A 16,032-nucleotide genomic window follows, 5' to 3' on the forward strand; every position below is an offset into this window, starting at 1 on the left:
CTGTTCAGGAGTTCCAGCGACATGACCGCAACCCTAGCGTATTCCGCCCGGCGTTTACAGGTACGCTCGCCACATGTTTCGCCCCACACACGAAGTCGGCAATGACCGCGGCGTCGTCGAGCGGCAGAGAAGGATGACCGTGCGCCAGTGCCGGATCGTCGGTGGCGACGGCGATCACGCTGTCGTCCTCGGCGGCGAGGAATGGCCCGCAGGCGCCGGTGCGCCGGACCTCGATCTTGGCGTGGGGGCCGTGCTTGAAACCCTCCACCACAACGAGATCGCACAGTGCCAGCTTGGCCAGCAATTCGGCCAGCGACGGTTCCGGCGCGCCGCGGGATTCGTGCACCAAAGCCCAGCGATGGGCCGAAGCGGCAATCACTTCCTGCGCCCCCGCCGCGCGATGGCGATAGCTGTCCTTGCCGGGATGGTCGATGTCGAAATCGTGATGGGCGTGCTTGATGGTGGAGACGCGCAGGCCCCGCCCGACCAGTTCCCGCACCAGCTTCTCGACCAGCGTGGTCTTGCCGCTGTTCTTCCAGCCGACGATGCCGATCACATTAGCGAAGATCGCGTCCATGCCACCAGCTTTCGAACACGGCGAGGTCTTCCCGCGTGTTGATGTTGAAAAACGCATCGCCGTTGGGGCCGTCGCGGTAATCGGAAAAATCCGGCAAGGCGCAACTCAGAATCCCGCCCACGGCGCGCAAGCGGCGCATGCCGCCCGCGTAGGCTTCCTCAATGCGGCTGAGCGCGGCGGTGCGGACCAGCGCAAAAGTATGATGCACCTGCCCGTCGTGCCGCGCCATGACACAATCGACGCCGCCGGTCATCGCGGCCCGCAGCCGGCCGACGGTATCGAGGGGAAAATGCGGCGTGTCGCACGCGAACGTCGCCATCAGCGAAATGCCTTCCGCCTTTGCCCAGCGCAGTCCGGCGATCCAGCCGGCCAGCGGACCCTCGCCTGCCGCCCGGTCAGGAACGACGGTCAGTCCGGTTGCCGCCGCGTCGTCGGCCGCATTGAGGACCAGGAGATCGACCTGGGGCGCTGCGCGCGCGGCGACATGAGCAACGATGGCGCGGCCGTCGAGAGCAACCAGCGCCTTGTTGGTGCCGAAGCGCTTGGAGGCGCCTCCGGCCAGTATTACGCCCAACGTTGCTCCCGCCCCCGCCATGCGCTTACCGGGACCGCCGGGCGCGTACGATCTGATAGCCCTGGCGGCCGACATACCAGATCGGCGCGCTCCAAACGTGCACGAAACGGGTGAAGGGGAAGACCAGGAAGATGCTCATGCCGAGCACGAGGTGCATCTTGAAGACGATCGATACGTCGGCGACGAAGTCGGCAGCGCCGCCGCGGAAGGTCACGACATGCTGCGCCCAGTTCATCAACTTCACCATTTCCGAACCGTCGAGGTGCTGGGCGGAGACCGCGATGGTGCAGAGGCCGAGCGTCAACTGCACCAGGAGAAGAAACAGCACCGCAATATCGCCGAACGACGACGTCTTGCGGATGCGGGAGTCGGACAGGCGGCGGTGCAACAACAGCACCAGTCCGATATAGCAGAACACGCCGGCGACACCGCCGACACTCATCGCCATCAACTGCTTGAAGGTGTGCGAGATGCCGAGCGCCTCCCACACCACGACCGGCGTCAGCAGGCCGACGATGTGGCCGCCGAGAATGGTCAGGATGCCGAGATGGAACAAGTTCGAACCCCAGCGCAACTGGCCGCGGCGCAGCAATTGGCTCGACTGACTGCGCCAGGTGTATTGGCCGCGCTCGAAGCGATAAAGGCTACCGACCAGAAACACCGTCAGGCAGATATAAGGGTATAGTCCGAAGAAGAACGTGTTGATCATCACACCCTCGCTGCCGGACGCGCCGACGGACATCCGGTTTCACCGAAGCCGCCGGGGCCGAATTGCACTTCCGTTTCCTGCCAGACGCGATCGAGCGCCGCGAGATCGGACGGATCGTCGATTTCGGCCTTGCGCATCGCCGCCAATTGGTCCGCTTCCGGCTCGCGCTGGCCCAATTCCTCCAGCGCGGCGAAGACCGGCGCGTAGACGCTGCCGCGCTCGTGCAGGCGTTCCCGCAAGGCGCGCAGAACATGCGCGGCGTCACCGAGCAATTGCCGCGCCTCCTCTTCCGGGCGCTGCGACAGGAATTCGAGCAGCAGCGGCAGGTAATCCGGCAGTTCGTTGCTGGCGATATCGAGACCGGCATCGCGATAACGCTGGCGCAAGTTCACCATTGCTTGACCGCGGTCGCGGGATTCGCCGTAGACGTGCTCGAACAGATGTAGCGACAGCGAGCGCGAGCGGTCGAACAGATCGACATAGCGCGCCTGGGAGTCGATCAGATCGCGGCCGCTGAGGTCGAGCGCCAGCCCGACCAGACCGCGCCGGACAGTCTCCGACAGACCCATCGTCTGAAGCGCGATGCCCGCGATTTCCGCCGCGCCCGCCTGCAGATCTTCGGTCGGGTACGACAGCAGCGCGCTCAGGAGTTTGTAGGACGATGCCATCTCAGCCTCCCTTTCGCGAGGTCGTGAACAGGGTTGCGGGGCCCTTCTTGGCATCGGAATGACCGCCGGAATGACCCGAGCAGCCGTCGCCGAAGGTGAAGCCGCAACTGCCGCGCAGGTCGTAGGCATCTTCGGTCAATTCGCGATGCGAGGTGGGAATGACAAAGCGGTCTTCGTAGTTCGCAATCGCCATATAGCGGTACATTTCCTCGATCGCTTCCGGCGTCAGCCCGACGCGGGTCGCCACACCCGCATCGGCGGCGCCATCGACCGTCTTGCCGCGCATATAGGCGCGCATCGCCAGCATGCGCTCGAGCGCGTTCACCACCGGCGCTTCGTTGCCGGCCGTCAGCAGATTGGCGAGGTACTTCACCGGAATGCGCAGCGAACGGACGTCGGGCAGATCGTTCTCGATGTCGATCTCGCCGCGGGCAGCGGCCGATTGGATCGGCGACAGCGGCGGCACGTACCAGACCATCGGCAGCGTGCGATACTCCGGATGCAGCGGGAACGCGACCTTCCATTCCATCGCCAGCTTCCACACCGGCGACTTCTTGGCGGATTCGATCCACGCTTCAGGCACGCCATCGGCCGCGGCCTGGGCCTGCACCTTGGGATCGTTGGGATCGAGGAATACAGAAAGCTGGCTCTCGTAAAGATCGCCCTCGTCCGGCGCGGACGCAGCTTCGGAGATGCGGTCGGCGTCGTAGAGCACCACGCCGAGATAACGGATGCGGCCGACGCAGGTTTCCGAGCACACCGTCGGCAAACCGGCTTCGAGACGCGGATAACACAGCGTGCACTTTTCCGATTTGCCGGATTGCCAGTTGTAATAGATCTTCTTGTAGGGGCAGCCCGACACGCACATGCGCCAGCCGCGGCACTTGTCCTGATCGATCAGGACGACGCCGTCTTCCTCGCGCTTGTAGATGGCGCCCGACGGGCATACCGCGACGCACGTCGGGTTGAGGCAATGCTCGCACAGGCGCGGCAGGTACATCATGAAGGTGTTTTCGAATTCACCCTGGATCGCCTTCTCGATGCCTTCGAAATTGGCATCCTTGGAGCGCTTGGCGAATTCGCCGCCGAGGATTTCCTCCCAGTTGGGACCGCCCTCGATCTTCTCCATGCGTTCGCCGGTGATCAGCGAGCGCGGCCGCGCCGTCGGCATCGCCTTGGAGGCCGGCGAATTCTGCAGATGCTCGTAATCGAAGGTGAACGGCTCGTAGTAGTCGTCAATCTGCGGCAGATCGGGATTGGCGAAGATTTTCGACAACACCTTCAGCTTGCCGCCCATTTTCGGCTTGAGGTTGCCGCCGGCGTCAAGCTCCCAGCCGCCGTTCCATTTCTCCTGGTTTTCCCATTCCTTGGGAAAGCCGACACCCGGCTTGGATTCGACATTGTTGAACCACGCGTATTCGACGCCTTCGCGCGAGGTCCAGACGTTCTTGCAGGTCACCGAACAGGTGTGGCACCCGATGCACTTGTCGAGATTCAGCACCATCGCGATTTGAGCCCGTATTTTCATTACACGGCCTCCACCGCTGTTTCTTCCATCCAGTCGACTTTCGAAAGTTTTCGCACAATCACAAACTCGTCGCGATTGGAGCCCACGGTGCCGTAGTAATTGAAGCCGTAGCTCTGCTGGGCGTAGCCGCCGATCATGTGGGTCGGCTTCAGCACGGTGCGCGTCACCGAGTTGTGGATGCCGCCGCGGGTGCCGGTGATTTCCGAGCCCGGCATGTTCACGATCTTCTCCTGGGCGTGGTACATCATCACCATGCCCTCGGGCACACGCTGCGAAACCACCGCCCGCGCCACCAGCGCACCGTTGGCGTTGTAGGCTTCGATCCAATCGTTATCGACGATGTCGGCTTTCCTGGCGTCGATCTCGCTCATCCACACAATGGGGCCGCCGCGCGACAAGGTCAGCATCAACAGGTTGTCGGTGTAGGTGGAGTGGATGCCCCACTTCTGATGCGGCGTGATGAAATTGAGCACGACCTGCTTGTGGCCGTTTTCCTTGGTGTCGATGATCGGCTTGATCGTCTTGGTGTCGATGGGCGGACGATAGACGACCATCTGCTCGCCGAATGCCGTCATCCAGGGATGATCCTGGAACAGCTGCTGGCGGCCGGTAATGGTGCGCCACGGGATCAGTTCGTGCACATTGGTATAGCCGGCGTTGTAGCAGACCTTCTCGGACTCGATGCCCGACCAGGTCGGCGACGAGATGATCTTCTTCGGCTGAGCCTGAATGTCGCGATAGCGGATCTTCTCGTCTTCCTTGGCGGCGGCGAGATGGGTGTGATCGCGGCCGGTCGCCTGCCCTAGCGCAGCCCAAGCGCGCACCGCCACTTCGCCGTTGGTCTCCGGCGCCAGCGACAGGATGACTTCGGTGGCGTCGATGTCGGTGTCGATCCGCGGCAGACCCTTGGCGGGACCTTCGCCGACGATGCCATTGAGCTTGCCGATCAGATCGACTTCATGCTCGGTCTTCCAGGCGATACCTTTGCCGCCGTTGCCGATGGAGGTCATCAATGGCCCGAGGGCGGTGAAGCGGGCATAGACGTTGGGATAATCGCGCTCGACCACAGTAATGCTTGCCATGGTTTTGCCCGGCAGTGGTTCGGTTTCGCCGCGGCCCCAATCTTTCACGCCCAACGCCTGACCGAGTTCGCCGGGCGTGTCGTGCTGCAGCGGAACCAGGACGACGTCCTTTTCCTTGCCGAGTACTTCCTGCGCGATGGCCGAGAACGTTTTGGCGAGGCCTTTGTAGATTTCCCAGTCGCTCTTGCTTTCCCACACCGGATCGACCGCGGCCGACAACGGGTGGATGAAGGGATGCATGTCGGAAGTGTTGAGATCGTTCTTCTCGTACCAGCTCGCAGTCGGCAGCACGATGTCGGAGTAAACGCAGGTCGTGGACATACGGAAGTCGAGCGTGACGACCAGATCAAGTTTTCCTTCCGGCGCCTGATCGTGCCAGACGACGTCGGACGGCTTCTGCTCGCCGGTTTCGCCGAGGTCCTTGCCCTGAATGCCGTGCGTGGTGCCGAGCAAGTGCTTGAGGAAGTACTCGTGACCCTTGCCGCTGGAGCCGAGGATATTGGAGCGCCAGACAAACAGATTGCGCGGCCAGTTGGCCGGATTGTCGGGATCGAGACACGACAGTTTCAGATCGCCCGACGCGAGACCGTCGCGGACATAATCCTTGGCGTCCTTGCCGGCCGCTTCGGCGGCGCGGGCGACCTCGAGCGGATTGGTCTGCAATTGCGGCGCCGACGGCAGCCAGCCCATGCGCTCGGCACGAACGTTGAAATCGATCAGACTGCCGGACCATTCCTTCTTGTCGGCCAGCGGCGACAGGATTTCATTGACCGCCAGCGTTTCGTAGCGCCACTGATCGCTGTGGGCATACCAATATGAGGTCGCATTCATCTGGCGCGGCGGACGCGCCCAATCGAGCGCAAACGCCAGCGGCAACCAGCCGGTCTGCGGCCTGAGTTTTTCCTGGCCGACATAATGCGACCAGCCGCCGCCTTCCTGGCCGACGCAGCCGCACATCACCAGCATGTTGATGATGCCGCGGTAGTTCATGTCCATGTGGTACCAGTGATTGATACCGGCACCGAGAATGACCATCGACTTGCCATTGGTCTTCTCGGCGTTCTTGGCGAAAGCGCGCGCGGTGGCGATCACCTGCGAGCGCGGCACACCGGTGATCCTCTCCTGCCACGCTGGCGTATAGGGCACATCGTCGTCGAAGCTCTGGGCGACATTCGCACCGCCGAGACCGCGGTCGACGCCGTAATTGGCGCACAACAGATCGAACACGGTGGTGACATAGACCTCGCCGTCGGCAAGCCTGATTTTGCGCACCGGGACATGGCGCGGCAGCACCTCGTCGTGATCGGTGCCGGTGAAATAGTCGTGATGCTGGCCGCCGAAATACGGGAACGCGACCGGCAACACGTCGTCGCGGCTATCAATGGTCGAAAGCGTCAGCGGCGTATCGGTGCCGGCGGCCTTCTCTTCCAGATTCCATTTGCCCTTTTCGCCCCAGCGGAAACCGATGGAGCCGTTGGGAACTACCGCGGCACCGCTCTGATCGAAGGCGACCGTCTTCCAATCGGGATTGTTGCTCTCGCCGAGACCGCCGTCGAAATCGCTGGCGCGGACCAGACGCTCGGGCACATAGCGGCCGTTCTTTTCGATAAGGCGCACCAGGAACGGCATATCGCTGTAGCGACGGCAATAGTCGGTGAAGTACGTCACCTGCCGGTCGATATGGAATTCCTTGAGGATGACATGGCCGAATGCCATCGCCAGCGCGCTGTCGGTGCCCTGCTTGGGATGCAGCCAGAGATCGCCGAACTTCGCCGCTTCGGAATAGTCGGGCGATATCACCACGCTCTTGGTGCCGCGATAACGCGCCTCGGTATAGAAATGCGCATCGGGCGTGCGGGTCTGGGGAACGTTCGAGCCCCACAAGAGCAGGAACCCGGCATTGTACCAGTCGGCACTTTCTGGCACGTCGGTCTGCTCGCCCCAGGTCTGCGGCGACGCCGGCGGCAGATCGCAATACCAGTCATAGAAAGACAGACACACGCCTCCCAGGAGCGAGAGATAGCGCGTGCCTGCCGCATACGACACCATCGACATCGCCGGAATGGGCGAAAATCCCGCGACGCGGTCGGGGCCGTATTTCTTGATCGTGTAGGCGTTGGCGGCGGCGACGATCTCGTTCGCCTCGTCCCACGTAACGCGAATGAAGCCGCCGAGCCCGCGGCGGGAGGTGTAGGCCTTGCGCTTGTCGGCGTCCTCGACGATCGAGGCCCAGGCGGCGACCGGGCTCTTGGTCTTGCGCGCCTCGCGCCACAGCCGCACCAGCGGCCCGCGGATCATCGGATGCTTGAGGCGGTTCGCACTATAGAGGTACCAGGAATAGCTGGCGCCGCGGGCGCAGCCGCGCGGTTCGTGATTGGGCAAGCCGGGACGCGTGCGCGGATAATCCGTCTGCTGCGTTTCCCAGGTGACGATACCGCCCTTGACGTAGATCTTCCACGAGCACGATCCGGTGCAGTTCACGCCATGGGTCGAGCGCACGATCTTGTCGTGGCTCCAGCGCTGGCGATAGGCGTTCTCCCACGAACGGTCTTCATTGGTGGTCACGCCGTGACCGTCGGAGAAAGTGCCTTCGTACTTCTTGAAGAACGTCAAGCGATCGAGGAAATGGCTCATCGGGACCTCAGATTGGATCAGGCCTTGGCGTCGGAACGCATAAAGGCGACGGCAACGGCGATGGCGGCAACGGCCAGCACGACGTAGGCGTAGAAGCCGTAGGCGTAGCCGGCGCTGCCGACGCTATCGATCACCACGCCGAGCGCGGGCGGCAGGATGAAGCCGCCGGTGGCACCCAGTCCGCCGACCAGACCGGCGGCGCCGCCGACCGCGTTGGGCACGTATTTCGGCACCATCTTGAACACGGCGGCATTGGCGACGCCCATGCTGATGGCGATCACGAGTTCACCCGCCAGCGCCTGGGCGAAACTCGCGGCGACGGCCAGGAGCAATGCGCCCGCCAAGACGCCGGCGAAACTGACGACGGCGGTGCGTTCGCCGCCGAAACGTTCCGCAATCACGCCGCCCGCGATACGCATCACGGCGGCCAGAAGCGAGAAGCCGAGCCCGCCGAGCATGCCCGCCGTCTTGGCATCGAGATGATGCATGTTGGCCCAATAGACAGGGAACCAGACCGTCAGCGCCAGGAAGCCGCCGAAGGATACGAAATAGAGCGCCACCAGACCCCAGCTGCGGATATCCTTGGCCGCCAGACCGAGGGCATCCCATACGGCGGTCTTGGGGAACAGCTCCTGGCCGCGTTCGCGCGCGATGTCACGGCAGGTCTCTTCCGGCAGTCCCATCTTGCGAAGCTGGAACACGTAGGCATCGCGGGTGAACACGGCATAGACCGTGGCGCCGATCGCCAGGAAGACCAGCCATGCAAGATACGACCCGCCCAAACCCCAGGCGGCGATGGCATACGGCAGGATCAATGTGAACAGGCCCGGCGCCAAATTGCCGAGGCCGCCATAGGTGCCGAGCGCGGTGCCCTGACGATTCTGCGGGAACCAGTAGGAGACCTGCGGTACGCCCACCGAGAACGACGCGACACCGCAGCCGCTGAGAAAGCCAAACACCAGCACGACGGGATAGACCGAGGCCGTCAGCGCCTTCATGGTCATGAGGACGTAGACGAGCCCGGCCATGCCGACGAGCGACAATCCGAACAGTGTCAGCATCGGGATGCGGCCGCCGCCGCGATCCACCCAGGCGCCGAATGGTATGCGAAGCAACGAACCGGTGAGCTGCGGCGCCGCCACCAGAAGGCCCAGCGCCAAGCCGCTCAAATGCATCTGTGCCTGGAAGAACTTCGCCGCCGGGCCGTAGAGCGCGACCGCAGCAAAGCCGATGAAGAAGCCCCAGGTTCCCATGCCGAGACCGAGGGAAGGACTGCCGGACAATCGCAGGGGCGTGCCCACTGCATTCGCAACGTTCGCTGCCACCTGTCTCTCCTCCGCTGGCTTATAGTTCTGGCCTAGTTACGCAGCCCGTGTCTGGTTCGTACTTCTCCGTAGACTGCCGCCCCCGCGCCCGGACCGGCCCATCCGTCACGCCACTGCAATGCCCCTCAAACAAGTATCTTGAATACCACTTCAAACTACGCTTCAATGTGGTATTGTCAATGCCAGTTTGAGGAACATCGCTTGCGACTCCTTGCCTCAACCGACTTCGCGCTCCGAACATTGATGCTTCTTGCCAACCAACCGCAAGGGGGACCGCTCAATGTCGAGACGCTTGCCACAATGCTCGGAAACGTCTCGCGCAACCATCTTCACAAGGTGGTTCAAACGCTTGCCGGATTGGGGCTGGTACGTACAATTCGCGGCAACGGCGGCGGCGTGGTACTTGCGGCCCCACCCGGCTCGATAAAAGTGGGAAAGCTGATCCGCGATCTCGAAGGCGAACAGCCGGTGGTCGAATGCTTCCGGGACGGCGGGACTTGCGTACTGAGTGCGGACTGCCGCTTGCGCTGCTATCTCAAGGATGCGCGCAATGCCTTCTTTCGCGATCTCGATCAGCATACCATCGCGGACTGCCTGCCCCGCAAGCCCGCCCGCCGCGCCAAGGAAACCGCATGATCAGCTTCGATGAGTCGCTTCGTCAGGTGGCCGAACTGGCCAAGCCGCTGCCTGCCGAGATGGTGCCGCTGGCAGAGGCCGACGGCCGAGTCCTCGCCGCGCCGGTCGTTGCCGGCCGCAACGCCCCCGCTTTCGCCGTATCCGCGATGGATGGCTATGCCGTGCGCGACGAAGACCTTCGTAATCTGCCAGCCACCCTGCGCGTGACCGGAAAGTCTTTCGCAGGCGGCGGCGTGCCGGACGCGATTCTGCCGGGGACATGCGTGCGCGTCTTCACCGGCGCGGCGGTCCCGCCGGGGGCCGACCGGGTCATCATCCAGGAAGACGTGACCGCGACGAACGACGGCGCGCAGTTCGATCATCCGCCGGGTTCGAGCCGCCACATCCGCGCGGCCGGGTCCGACTTTGCCATCGGCGACGTGCTGGTGCCCGCAGATGTTCCACTCAATCCGCAGCGGCTGGTCGCGGCGGCCGCCGCCGATCTGGCCGATGTTGCGGTGATCCGGCAGCCGCGGGTGTTCATTCTCGCCAACGGCGACGAGTTGCGCGCGCCCGGCTCGGCCGGAGCCGCCGATCAGATTCCCGACAGTCTGACGACCGCCCTCACCGCGTTCGTCCGGCGCTGGCACGGCAATGTCGCCGGTCACAGCGTGTGCCCGGATGATCTATCCCGATTGCAGCGCACGGCATCGGAAGCCGTTTCTCAGGCCGATGTCGTTGTGGTGACCGGCGGCGCCTCGGTCGGCGAGCGCGACTTCGCCAAGACCATGTTCGCCGATCACGATCTGCACCTCGTGTTCGCCAAGGTCGCGATCCGTCCCGGCAAGCCGGTGTGGCTCGGCCGTGCAGGGAGCACGCTGATCGTCGGCCTGCCCGGCAACCCGACCTCGGCGCTGGTGACGGCCCGCCTGTATCTCGCCCCCTTGCTTGCGGGTCTTGCCGGATTCGATCCGGCCACAGCCTGGGCGTGGCAAACGCGCCCGCTGGCAGCACCGCTCGAGACCGGCGGCGAGCGCCATACTTTCCTGCGGGCGAAAAGCAGCGGCGATGGCGTCGAAGCCTTGCGCGATCAGGATTCCGGCGCCCAGAAAGCCCTCGCCGCGGCCGAATACCTGATCTCGCGCCCGCCAAGCGCTGCGCGCGCCGAAACGGGATCGCTGGTCGACACACTTCTTATATAGGGAGGCTTCATGCCCAAACCGGCCAAACTTCCCGGCGGAGCGCAAACCATCGCCGAACGCCATCCCGAGATCTGGGAAAGCTTCACGGAGCTGGGCGAACGCTGCGCCGAGGCCGGCCCCTTGGATGCGCACACGCGGCATCTGGTGAAACTCGCCTTCGCCGCAGGCGCCGGACTTGAAGGCGCAGTCCATTCCCACACCCGCCGCGCCCTCGCCGACGGCCTCACGGCGGACGAACTTCGTCACGTCGCCGTGCTTGCCATCCCGACGCTCGGACTTGCAACGGCGGTGCGGGCACTGACCTGGATCGACGACATCGCCAAGACCCGCCGCGCGCCGGCCAAACGAAAGCGCCGCTGAGAGCGGCCTCAGTCTGCGATCAACTCCACCACCACCTTGCCGCGGGCCGATCCGCTGCGGACCAGCGCATGGGCCTCGTCGGTCTGAGAGAACGAGAAGCGGTGCGTGTCCAGGCGCGGCCGGAGTTTGCCAGCCTCGACCAGTTTGCCTGCTTCGGCCAGGATGTGCCCATGCGCCTGCCGCCCCTCGCCGGTCAGAAGCGGCAGCAGCGTGAAGACGCCGCCGTAAGTCGCAGCACGGAACGACAAGGGTGCGAGGGAATGGGTGCCCCAGCCCAGCGAACTGGTCACGCGCCCAAAGCGGCGCACGGCCTGGAAGGCATCGTCCAGCGCACCGACGCAATCGTACACGACATCGAAGCCGCGCCCGCCGGTGAGGTCTTCGACATAGCGCGCCACCGGCACGTCGCGATCCACCGGCGTGGTACCGATGGAGCGGAAATAGTCACCGTCTTCGGCGCGGCCGCTGCCGAAGGTCACGGCTCCGCGGGCCTTGGCGATCTGCAAAGCAACGTGGCCGACGCCACCGGCGCCGCCGATCACCAGGACGGTCTCGCCTTCGGCCACATCAACGCGATCCACCATGCCTTCCCACGCCGTGATGGTGACGAGCGGAAGCGCCGCAGCCTCGCGCATGGAAAGCCCGGCGGGCTTCTTTGCCAGCAAGCGGGCATCGACGGCGGCATATTCGGCCAGCGTACCCGGAATGCCGCCGACCCCGCCGGTCATGCCGTAGACCGCATCGCCCGTACGGAACGCCGTCACGCCCTCGCCTGCAGCCTCGACGGTTCCGGCCAGATCCAGGCCGAGGATCGCCGGCAGCGGATGACACGCGTGTGCCGCGCCGCCCGCCCATATCTTGGTATCGAGCGGATTGATGCCGCTGGCGTGAATTCTGACCAGAACCTCGCCCGGTCCCGGCTTCGGTTCGGGGATGTCCTTCAGTTGGAACGGACCATTGGCGCTCTCGACGACCAGAGCTTTCATCGCACGGAACCTTTCTGTGGCGTTCGACAACCCGCGCACGGCGGCGGCGGGGATTTCAATTCCTGCCGGGCGTTTCGCCGAGCTCGAGCAACTCGATCTTGCGCAGCATATCGGCGACGGACTTCGCCTTGAGTTTCCGCCCGGCGCTGCTGCGGTGCATTTTCACGGTGATCTCCGCAATGCCGAGCTCGTGCGCGATCTGCTTGTTGAGCAGCCCTCGGGCGACGCCGCGCAGCACATCCCGTTCGCGCGGAGTCAATTGCTCCGCCAAGCCGCGGATGCCGGAGACGATTGATGCTTGCTGCCGCCGCACGCCGTCCTGTTTCAGAGCGTTATTGACCGCATCGAGCAGTTCCTGATTGCGGAAAGGTTTGGACAGAAAATCCGCCGCCCCGGCCTTCATGGCCCGCACCGAAGTCGGCACGTCGGCATGGCCGGTGATGAACACGATCGGAATGTGCTCGCCCATGGCGGCAAGCCGGCTCTGCAAATCGAGACCCGACGCACCCGGAAGACGCAAGTCCAACACCAGGCAGCATGGCCGATCCGGCAGCGGCGCCGCCAGCAGTTCGGACGTGGAGGCAAACACCGCGCAATCGAGCGATACCGAAGCGAAGAGATCCTGCAAGCTGGCGCGGATTTCGGCGTCGTCGTCGACGACCAGCACGAGAGCCGCTTGATCCACCGCTTTTGCCGCCGTCGACGCGAAGGTCCCGTGCATCATTGCACTCCTGTTGCCCGCATCAATACTGTCTTAAGGGAAGTAACGCCGGCATTGCATCGGCATACTGGCATGGCCGCAGAGCCCCATCCATGCCCGCCTGCCTGCCGGCTCCCATACCTTGGTAGTGGATGGCAAATCGACGACACGTGTCGCGGAACCGGCATGCCCCGCAGTAGATTTGACTACGCCCATCCGGCTCTGCACCAAGGATCGTCCATTGCCTCTCGTTCTGATCGCCGACGATGACGAGGATATGCGCCTGTCGCTCGAAGCGCTGGTGCACAGCATCGGATTCGATGCGGCGATTTTCGAGAATGCGGCCGCCCTGCTCGCCTTCGCCCGGCTGCACGAGGCGCGCTGCATCATCAGCGATCTCAGGATGCCGGGGATGTCGGGGCTGGAACTCGTCCGCCATCTGGCGCAAGCGGCGCCGCACATTCCGGTGATCCTCGTCTCGGCCTATGTGACGGAGACTCTGGTCGAGCAGGCGGCAACGGCGGGAGCGCTTTGCCTTCTCAAGAAGCCGATCACGCCGAGCATCATCATCGCCAAGCTGCGGAACGTCATGGCGCACGGCGATTAGGCACTTCGGGCGAGACCGGCAGCGCGAACTCGAACACCGCGCCGCCTTCCGGCCGGTTGCGGGCATGCAATTCGCCGCCGAGAGCCTCAATGCAGGTCCGGCAGATCTGAAGACCCATGCCGATGCCGCCGGATTTGGTGGTGAAGAACGGCTGGAACAGTTTCGTCATGATCTCGTCCGAAATGCCCGGCCCGGTGTCCATCACCGAGACCAGGACCTGGGCGCTTGCTTGGCGTATCCACACCTCCACGACGCGCTGCTCGGCGGAGGCCATGGCATCGAGCGCATTGACGATGAGATTGATGAAGACCTGCTGCAGTTCGATCCTGTCGGCGGAAACGGACGGCAAGGCGCCGTCGTATTTCAACCGGAGAACCGCCTGCCGGGCGGCGACATCGTGTTCGAGAAGTCCGCGCACGTCTTCGGCGATGTCGGCCAGATTCAGGCGTTCCGCCTTGCGGCGCTGACGCGAAATCCGCTCCCTGGTGCGTTCGACTATGTCCGACAAACGTTGCGTGTTTCGCTGCACCCGCTCCAAAATCCGGCGCAACACCGTCTTGTCGGGCGTCTCCGTCTGAAGCGTGCGCAGACTGGTGTCGATGTCGATCGCCATCGACGAAAGCGGCTGGTTGAGTTCGTGGGCGATCGAGACCGACAAGGCGCCCAGGGTCGCGACGCGATTGGCCCGCGCCAGTTCCTGCTGCGCCGTCAGGAGTTCGCCGGTACGCTCTTCCACCTTGCGCGCCAGCGCCGCATTCAGCGCGCGGATGGTTTCCTGCGCCCGGACTTCGGCATCGACGTCGGACAATCCGCCGTACCAGCGCACGATCTCGCCCGTCGCGGCGCGAAACGGGCGCCCGATGGACAGCATCCAGCGATAGGAGCCGTCGCGATGGCGCAGGCGGAAATTGGTGCGGAATTCCTCGCCGCGACGGCGCGCCTCATCCCAGGTCTCGAGAAAGCCGGAGACATCGTCCGGATGGATGGGCTTGGTCCAGCTTTGATCGGCGATGGCTTCGATCACGCTCATGCCGGTGAGATCGGCGAAGCGCTGGTTGATGAAATCGCAGCGGCCGTCGGCCCGCGTGCTCCATAACAGCGACGGCACGGAATCGGCGAAGGTCCGCAGCTCGCGGACGCGCCGCTCCAATCCGATGGGAGACATCCCCGGCGCCTCGCGGGTGACGAGCAGAACGTCCGTCGCTGCGATCATCGCCAACGCCGTCAGCAGCCACAGCACGGCTTCCGCATCCGGAGCCGCGTGCAGCGCGAACGAGGCAATGGCCAGCAGAAGGCAGAGCGCCGTCCAGATCTTGAGACGCCGCAGACCGCCGTCGAGACCGGCAAGCATCAGAACCGGCGTGTAGAGAACCGGAACAGGGCCGCGGATCAGCCCGGCGGCATCGCCCGCAAAAACGCACGATGCCAACGCCACGGCAGCAGCCGAGCCAATCCACTTTTGCGGCAGACGCATTCAAAGCTCAGCCCACGAACTCCCGTGAACGTTGCAATGCCTGCCGCCTTGGCGCAAGCGCCGCGCCCGATATCCGTCGAACGACGTGACGGAAACGCTATGCCCGGATGAACGCCAAGAGGTCGGGATTGAGCACATCGGCGTGCACGGTCAGCATGCCGTGAGGGAATCCCTTGTAGACCTTGAGCGTGCCGTGCTTGAGCAGCTTGACGGAAAGTTCGGCCGAGGCCGCGATCGGAACGACCTGATCGTCGTCGCCGTGCATCACCAAAGTCGGCACGGTGATGGCCTTCAAATCCTCGGTCTGATCGGTTTCGGAGAACACCTTGATGCAATCGTATTGCGCCTTGGAGCCGCCGATCATGCCCTGACGCCACCAATTCTGGATGACGCCGGGATAGACCTTCGCGCCCGGCCGGTTGAAGCCGTAGAACGGGCCGCTGGCGATATCCATGTAGAACTGGGCGCGATTGTCGGCGAGCGCCTTGCGGAAACCGTCGAACACTTCGAGCGGCGTGCCGTGCGGATTCTTGTCGGACTTGAGCATGATCGGCGGAATGGCGCTGACGATGATCGCCTTGGCGACCCGGCCCGGCTTGGCGCGTGCCACATACCGCACGGCTTCGCCGCCGCCGGTCGAATGGCCGATATGGACGGCATTCTTCAGATCCAAGGCATCGGTCAGTGCGGCGACGTCGGCCGCATAGGTGTCCATATCGTTGCCGATGTCGGTCTGGGTCGAGCGGCCATGGCCGCGGCGGTCATGCGCGATGACGCGGAAGCCCTGCCCCAGGAAGAACAGCATCTGATTGTCCCAATCGTCGGCGCTGAGCGGCCAGCCGTGATGGAAGACGATCGGCTGGGCATCCTTCGGACCCCAGTCCTTGTAGAAGATATCGATGCCGTCTTTGGTCTTGATCGTTGCCATGGGACTTTCTCCAGTCAGAATGTGGCGGGACGCTTCGGCCGGTGCCGCAACGGCAAGAATTCC

15 protein-coding genes are annotated in these 16,032 nt (G+C 64.0%); 4 read left to right on the forward strand and 11 right to left on the reverse strand.

Annotated elements, in window-relative coordinates:
- Nucleotides 1-4 precede the first annotated feature (4 nt).
- Genes mobB through FHS84_RS12005 form a run of 7 tightly spaced genes read right to left on the reverse strand, consistent with a single transcriptional unit; the run spans nt 5 to nt 9,097 of the window.
- A complete protein-coding gene (gene mobB / locus FHS84_RS11975; RefSeq protein WP_166934489.1) occupies nt 5-577 on the reverse strand; it encodes a molybdopterin-guanine dinucleotide biosynthesis protein B in 573 nt (190 codons plus the stop codon).
- A complete protein-coding gene (gene mobA / locus FHS84_RS11980; RefSeq protein ID WP_166934492.1) occupies nt 558-1,172 on the reverse strand; it encodes a molybdenum cofactor guanylyltransferase in 615 nt (204 codons plus the stop codon). Before mobA ends, mobB begins: the two co-directional genes overlap by 20 nt.
- 4 nt (nt 1,173-1,176) lie before the next feature.
- Nucleotides 1,177-1,860, reverse strand: coding sequence for a respiratory nitrate reductase subunit gamma (gene narI, locus FHS84_RS11985; RefSeq protein WP_166934494.1), 684 nt, complete (start codon nt 1,858-1,860; stop codon nt 1,177-1,179).
- A complete protein-coding gene (gene narJ / locus FHS84_RS11990) occupies nt 1,860-2,528 on the reverse strand; it encodes a nitrate reductase molybdenum cofactor assembly chaperone (protein ID WP_166934498.1) in 669 nt (222 codons plus the stop codon). The genes narI and narJ overlap by 1 nt, the downstream gene beginning before the upstream one ends.
- Nucleotide 2,529: 1 nt before the next feature.
- The gene (narH, locus tag FHS84_RS11995) at nt 2,530-4,056 is read right to left on the reverse strand and encodes a nitrate reductase subunit beta (protein WP_166934501.1); all 1,527 of its coding nucleotides are present in this window, start codon (nt 4,054-4,056) and stop codon (nt 2,530-2,532) included.
- On the reverse strand, nt 4,056-7,772 hold the full coding sequence (locus tag FHS84_RS12000) for a nitrate reductase subunit alpha (protein WP_166934504.1): 3,717 nt from the start codon (nt 7,770-7,772) through the stop codon (nt 4,056-4,058). Before FHS84_RS12000 ends, narH begins: the two co-directional genes overlap by 1 nt.
- Nucleotides 7,773-7,789: 17 nt before the next feature.
- The gene (locus FHS84_RS12005) at nt 7,790-9,097 is read right to left on the reverse strand and encodes an MFS transporter (protein ID WP_208393823.1); all 1,308 of its coding nucleotides are present in this window, start codon (nt 9,095-9,097) and stop codon (nt 7,790-7,792) included.
- A gap of 138 nt (nt 9,098-9,235) precedes the next feature.
- Between FHS84_RS12005 and FHS84_RS12010 the strand changes: the two genes are divergently transcribed.
- Genes FHS84_RS12010 through FHS84_RS12020 form a run of 3 tightly spaced genes read left to right on the forward strand, consistent with a single transcriptional unit; the run spans nt 9,236 to nt 11,274 of the window.
- Nucleotides 9,236-9,733, forward strand: coding sequence for an RrF2 family transcriptional regulator (locus FHS84_RS12010; protein ID WP_208393824.1), 498 nt, complete (start codon nt 9,236-9,238; stop codon nt 9,731-9,733).
- On the forward strand, nt 9,730-10,914 hold the full coding sequence (locus FHS84_RS12015; protein WP_166934506.1) for a molybdopterin molybdotransferase MoeA: 1,185 nt from the start codon (nt 9,730-9,732) through the stop codon (nt 10,912-10,914). Before FHS84_RS12010 ends, FHS84_RS12015 begins: the two co-directional genes overlap by 4 nt.
- Before the next feature lie 9 nt (nt 10,915-10,923).
- A complete protein-coding gene (locus FHS84_RS12020; RefSeq protein ID WP_166934508.1) occupies nt 10,924-11,274 on the forward strand; it encodes a carboxymuconolactone decarboxylase family protein in 351 nt (116 codons plus the stop codon).
- An 8-nt stretch (nt 11,275-11,282) separates the two neighbouring features.
- Here FHS84_RS12020 and FHS84_RS12025 read toward each other — a convergent pair whose 3' ends face one another.
- Together FHS84_RS12025 and FHS84_RS12030 are read right to left on the reverse strand one after the other, a co-directional pair.
- Nucleotides 11,283-12,260 (reverse strand): zinc-dependent alcohol dehydrogenase family protein, encoded by a 978-nt coding sequence (locus FHS84_RS12025; RefSeq protein WP_166934510.1) that lies wholly within the window; start codon nt 12,258-12,260, stop codon nt 11,283-11,285.
- Between the two features lie 55 nt (nt 12,261-12,315).
- Nucleotides 12,316-12,981 carry a response regulator transcription factor gene (locus FHS84_RS12030; protein ID WP_208393825.1) on the reverse strand — a complete coding sequence of 222 codons (666 nt, stop codon included), beginning with the start codon at nt 12,979-12,981 and terminating at the stop codon, nt 12,316-12,318.
- A gap of 220 nt (nt 12,982-13,201) precedes the next feature.
- Between FHS84_RS12030 and FHS84_RS12035 the strand changes: the two genes are divergently transcribed.
- Nucleotides 13,202-13,567 (forward strand): response regulator, encoded by a 366-nt coding sequence (locus FHS84_RS12035; RefSeq protein ID WP_166934514.1) that lies wholly within the window; start codon nt 13,202-13,204, stop codon nt 13,565-13,567.
- Here FHS84_RS12035 and FHS84_RS12040 read toward each other — a convergent pair.
- Together FHS84_RS12040 and FHS84_RS12045 are read right to left on the reverse strand one after the other, a co-directional pair.
- Complete coding sequence (locus FHS84_RS12040) at nt 13,548-15,041, reverse strand: sensor histidine kinase (protein WP_166934516.1); 1,494 nt, start codon at nt 15,039-15,041, stop codon at nt 13,548-13,550. The genes FHS84_RS12035 and FHS84_RS12040 overlap by 20 nt on opposite strands.
- A gap of 97 nt (nt 15,042-15,138) precedes the next feature.
- A complete protein-coding gene (locus FHS84_RS12045) occupies nt 15,139-15,969 on the reverse strand; it encodes an alpha/beta fold hydrolase (protein WP_208393826.1) in 831 nt (276 codons plus the stop codon).
- Nucleotides 15,970-16,032 lie beyond the last annotated feature (63 nt).

Source organism: Rhizomicrobium electricum (assembly GCF_011762045.1).
Classification (GTDB): domain Bacteria; phylum Pseudomonadota; class Alphaproteobacteria; order Micropepsales; family Micropepsaceae; genus Rhizomicrobium; species Rhizomicrobium electricum.